The 4851-nt window shown below is 65.9% G+C and carries 3 protein-coding genes; 2 read left to right on the forward strand and 1 reads right to left on the reverse strand.

Annotation, left to right across the window (positions count from 1 at the left end; translation table 11 throughout):
* Positions 1-623 precede the first annotated feature (623 nt).
* Positions 624-1550 (reverse strand): S8 family peptidase, encoded by a 927-nt coding sequence (locus ACWDA7_RS50360; RefSeq protein WP_450614606.1) that lies wholly within the window; start codon positions 1548-1550, stop codon positions 624-626.
* A 1434-nt stretch (positions 1551-2984) separates the two neighbouring features.
* Between ACWDA7_RS50360 and ACWDA7_RS50365 the strand changes: the two genes are divergently transcribed.
* Together ACWDA7_RS50365 and ACWDA7_RS50370 are read left to right on the forward strand one after the other, a co-directional pair.
* Positions 2985-3875, forward strand: a complete 891-nt coding sequence (locus ACWDA7_RS50365; protein WP_450614608.1) for a hypothetical protein — start codon at positions 2985-2987, stop codon at positions 3873-3875.
* A 209-nt stretch (positions 3876-4084) separates the two neighbouring features.
* Positions 4085-4675 (forward strand): integrase core domain-containing protein, encoded by a 591-nt coding sequence (locus ACWDA7_RS50370; protein WP_450614610.1) that lies wholly within the window; start codon positions 4085-4087, stop codon positions 4673-4675.
* The last annotated feature ends 176 nt before the right edge of the window (positions 4676-4851 follow it).

A 4851-nucleotide genomic window follows, 5' to 3' on the forward strand; every position in this document is an offset into this window, starting at 1 on the left:
CTGGAAGCGTGAAGAACTCCCATCATCGCAGGTCACAAGGCACTTCTTCATTTTCCCAAGCGTCATCCACAGGCATCGGTCGGTGGATCGAGGCTAAGTGGTTCGGCCGAGGGTGACCTACCGCTCGCCGGATCAGCCGCGCCTTACAGGGGGCACACTCCCCTGGCCCGACGGGTTTGCTGATCCTGGCCCACGTCATGTTCGGTCGTAGCCGATCCTGTGCCATCGGCTGTGGCAGTTCGATCGGCTCCCAGACGCTTCCTGGACCTGCTCGACGCGGTCCCGGCCCGAGACGGCAGCAAAGGACGTGCCCCTGTCGGAGGAGATCAAGGAGGCGAGCCCGCAGATGCTCATCGAGATCGAGAAGCGGTTCGCCGCGCACGGGGTGGCCCCGCACTTCGTACCCACACCACCTTCAAGCAGGCAAGGGCCGCCGCACGAGCCGCCGTCCGCTCCCGGGAGTTCACCCCGTACACGAACGTACTGCTCACGCGCATCGCCCGGGCCTGGCCGGGGCCAGGTGGAGTGGCAGCGGGCGGGCGCGGTGGCCGCGCGACTTGCGCCCGCCATTGCGGTGAGGCGCGGCGCTTGGGTGACCATGCGACCGGGGCGGCCGGGGCAGGTCAGAGGCCGCCGGTGTTGAGCAGCCGGTTGGGAGTGTCGGAGCGGACACCGCGCACGACACCGCGGGTGGCCGTATGGTCGAGCCAGACGTGGACCTCGTTGGCCGTGGCGTGGGGGTGTGCCGACAGGTACAGCGCGATCACGCCGGTCGCATGCGGCGCAGCCCAGGACGTCGCGCCGTCGTTCTCCGTGGTCGTACCGCCGCCGGCGAGGGCCGCGGTCACCTTCTGGCCGGGGGCGTACAGGTCCACGCACCGTCCGTAACCCGATCCGTAGGAGCCGCCGTCGCTCCACGCGCGGTCGTTCGAAGTCGAGGCCGCCACGACGATCGTGCCGGGGACGCCGGCCGGAGAATGCTTGCAGGCGTCGTCATGGAAATTGCCGGCCGACACCACCGTCGGGATCCCCGCGTCGACCATTTTCTTCACGGCGGATTCCAGGGCCGCCGACCGGTGGTCGAGGTTGAGCGACATGTTCACCACCGCAGGCTTCTGCGCGTGCGCGGTGACCCACTTGACCGACTTCACCAAGGCCGCCTCGGCCGCCGCCGGGGAGCCGCCGCCCTCGCTCTCGCACAGGATGCCCTGGACCCGTACGAGCTCCGTCTTGGGCGCCACCCCGTACCTCGCCCCGCCGATAATGCCCGCGACGAACGTGCCGTGGCCGATCCCCTCCTCGCTGAAGCAGTCACCGGAGTCCTTCGTGCCCACGAAATCGGCGCCGAGGCGGGCGCGTCCGCCGAACTCCTTGTGGGCGATGTCCATCCCGGTGTCGATCACATACACGTGAACGCCCTTGCCCGTGGCGGTGGTGGTGAACTTCCCGTTCAGCGGCCGCGACCGCTGGTCCAGAATGTCCAGGTTCCACGGCACGTGCCGGGTGATGGGCGACGCCTCGGTCTGCGCGAGCCCGGACAACTTCCCCACGGTGCCAGGAGACATCCGCGCCGAGCCGGACGACGCCCCGTCCCCGGAGGGCGCCACGGACTCCCCCTTCCCGTGCGCGGGGAGCCTACCCCCGCTCCCCCCGGCCGCCGCGCCGGCCTCCCAGCCGCAGGCCGAGGCCCCGAGCACCGTCGCCATGGCCACCACCACGAGACCAGCCTTCGTCACATTCCGCGTCACAACGTCCCCCACATCCCCGCTTCGTACACAGTCAGCGCACAAGACGACCACAGGGGGCGGGCAGTTCCGGCGAGGCGTGCGGGTGGCTCGGTTCACGCGCTCGACGAAATCCTGCCCGGCCACGCACCAGAAAGGGCGCCGCCGGACACGATCCCGGCGACTGCGGGTGCCCACTATTACGTCCGAGCCGGTCAGGCTGCATGCGCGTACTCGTGGAAGAGGCCGCCGAGTCGGGCAGGCCGGCTCCTCACGGACAGGACGAGCACCTCCCCGCCATAGCCACTCGACCGGCGCCACGCCTGACCGACGCTGCGGAGATCGCCGCAACGAGCGAGCCGAAAGCGGCCTCCCCGAAATCGCCGGCACACGCGGACGCGCCCGCCTGTGGGACCACACCGAGGTCAGCCAGTGATTCGCCCGCCGCCGGCCCACGAGGCTCCGCGAGCACACGCCGCCCTCCCACAACCCGGAAAACCTGCTGAACGCCGCGGAAGCCTCGAGATTCCTGGGCTACAAGAACCCCAATCAGGTCACCACCTACGTCCGCGACCTGTGCCGCTCGAAAAGTGCGACGTTCGCGAAGGTGCCACTGCTCGTCCGATTTGTCGGCGATGGGCGCGCAGTCGCGACTGGTGACCTCCGACGTTCGGCCACTCTGTGTAATTAACCACCAGGATCGGGCAGGGCCCACCCGGTCCCGGCGAGTGATCGAGAGAAGGCAACCGCAGTACCCCGGCCCCGCGGAAGCCGGCGCCCCGGCGCGACAGCCGAAGCCCAGCCCTGCCCGGCAAGGCTCACCGGACAGGACGAACGCGACAACACGGGCGCAAGATCACACCGAAGCTACGGTGAAAGATTCAGGCCAGTCCCGATCCGTCACCACCAACGGCACATCCAGCAACTTCGCTTGCACGGACCGTAGTTACCCGTCCGACGAGATCACCGAACTACAGCGACCCCACCGATCTCCAAGTGAAGGAACTGTGCATATCATTTCGCCGAGAAAACGTCGGTGTTTCGCCGATTTGCGCGCGGCCCATAGATTAGACAGCACTCTCGTGACCCATCGCTAGTTTTGAGGCTGACGGGACTGTTGAAACAGCGCCGTCAGCGCGGAACTGCGTTCCGAGCCTTGTGAATTGGGCAAGATAAGTGGTATCTATTTACTGCGGCGCGTGCGCTGTCCGAGTTAGGGCCGGTGCGGTGGTCGCGGACTGCCTTGTCGTGGAGGTGGGCATGTCTTCTCTCGCCAGTCCCGCTGGGTCTGATTCATCCGATTCACCGCTGGAAGACGTCACACTGGACTACTTTTACGCGACTCCGCCTAATCTCGAGCCGTTTGATGCGTCGGTGCTTCGGTGGAAAGTGGAGGCGCCGCCTGGAGTGCATATCGAGCTGGCTGGGATCGACGTGCCCGCGGTGGGTGAGCAGCTTGTCGCGCCGGTTGCGACGAGGACCTATCAGCTGGTGGCAAGGGAGCGGGATGCCCGCAGAGTGCTGGGGCAGGTGCGGGTGGTCGTGGACTTGGTGCACTGCCGCATAAGCGATCTTTCCTTTCTTGATGCAATTATCAAAGCGGGTATCCTCGCCGATCCCGGCGCTCTGCCATCTGGAACGTACTTTCGCGAGGACCCGAAGGTCACAATTACACCCGAGCGGATCCACATCCACCTGTTCTTGGGCAGGAGCATCAAGTGGTTTCGCGACCCTGTTATCACAATGGACATGAGCTTCGGCCTGACCGTCGTGCCCGATCTCCGGTCCCACGGAAGCCTCCTGGGTCCTGTCTTCACGGACCGTGCCACCAGGTTTGCCCCCGTCGCAGAGGAGTACACGGCCGACGTTTCCGAGCCGTGGTATGTCTTTGCCCTGGGAGGGTTCGCACTGGCGATTGCCCTCGCGATGGCAAAGGACGCCGTCACGGCGAGGATCCCCGGCATCATTGAGCGTGTGGTGGACGGCTTGGACGGGGATTTCCATCCGGCGGGCTTCGAAGGACTGCAGAAACAGCATGTCGATATCGGTGTGGACGACAAGAACATCGGGTTCCTCGAGGTCAACTGGTGCCCGCCGCCTGCGATCGATAACCAGCAACTGAACTTGATTGAGCCTGAATCCCCCGCGTGATGATCGGCCTGTGGACGGAGAAATAGGAAGAGGTGCCCGCTGACCTGCGATGATGGGAGTTACTACGCCTCCACCACGCACGATCGGCAAGGCTGCGGGTGCCGATAATTCATCCGCCCAGGTGAAGCGCTTGATCCCCGGTCTCCGGCCGTGCCTTCCTTCACCCTATTGTCTCCACCTGCGCAGGCATCGACGGCATCATGATCTTCGTGCTGCTACGCCTTGCGTATCTCGCCGTGACCCACACCTTCGCGCTCCTGCGCCTGTTGCCGATGAGCGACAGAGACAAGGACGTGGAGATCCTGGCGCTGCGGCGCCAGCTGCTGGTCCTGCAGCGCCAGGTCGGCAAGCCCACGTTCACCGACACCGACCGCGCTGTCCTCGCCGGCCTGCTCCACCACCTCCCCATGGACAAGCTGCGGCACCTCCTGCTGCTGGTCCGCCCGGACACGCTCCTGCGCTGGCACCGGGACCTGCTCAAACGGCGCATCCGGATACCGCGAATGAACTCCCTCATGGAGCGCTCGATACAGACGTGCCGACGTGAGCTGCTGGACCGCACTTTGATCTGGAACCAGAGCCACCTTCTGCACTCGCTCAACGAGTTCGAGACCTTCTACAACTGCCATCGAACGCACCGAGCCCTGGGACAAGCCGCACCGCTGCGCCCACTGCCCGCACCGATCAACGTGCCAAAGCAGATCGGGCACTTTGAGGTCCGCCGACGAGACCGGCTCGGCGGAACCCTGCACGAGTACCAACATGCCTGTAGGGTGCCAGAAGTCACGTACAGCCTCTGATCAGGCACTTTCCAGCTCCAGGCGATCATGGCAGGCTCGGGCTGCATGGCGCTGCGCATGATCTACCTGGCCCTCCTCCGGCTCCTTGGACTGCTCCTGCTGCTGTCACGCTCGGAAGAGGCCAAGGACGTCGAACTGCTCGCGCTGCGCCACGAGAACGCGGTGCTGCGCCGACG

This window comes from Streptomyces sp. NPDC001156 (genome assembly GCF_053598275.1).

Coding starts and splice junctions, on each gene's coding strand:
- ACWDA7_RS50365 (WP_450614608.1), top strand. CDS start 2,985: ATGTCTTCTCTCGCCAGTCCCGCTGGGTCTGATTCATCCGATTCACCG.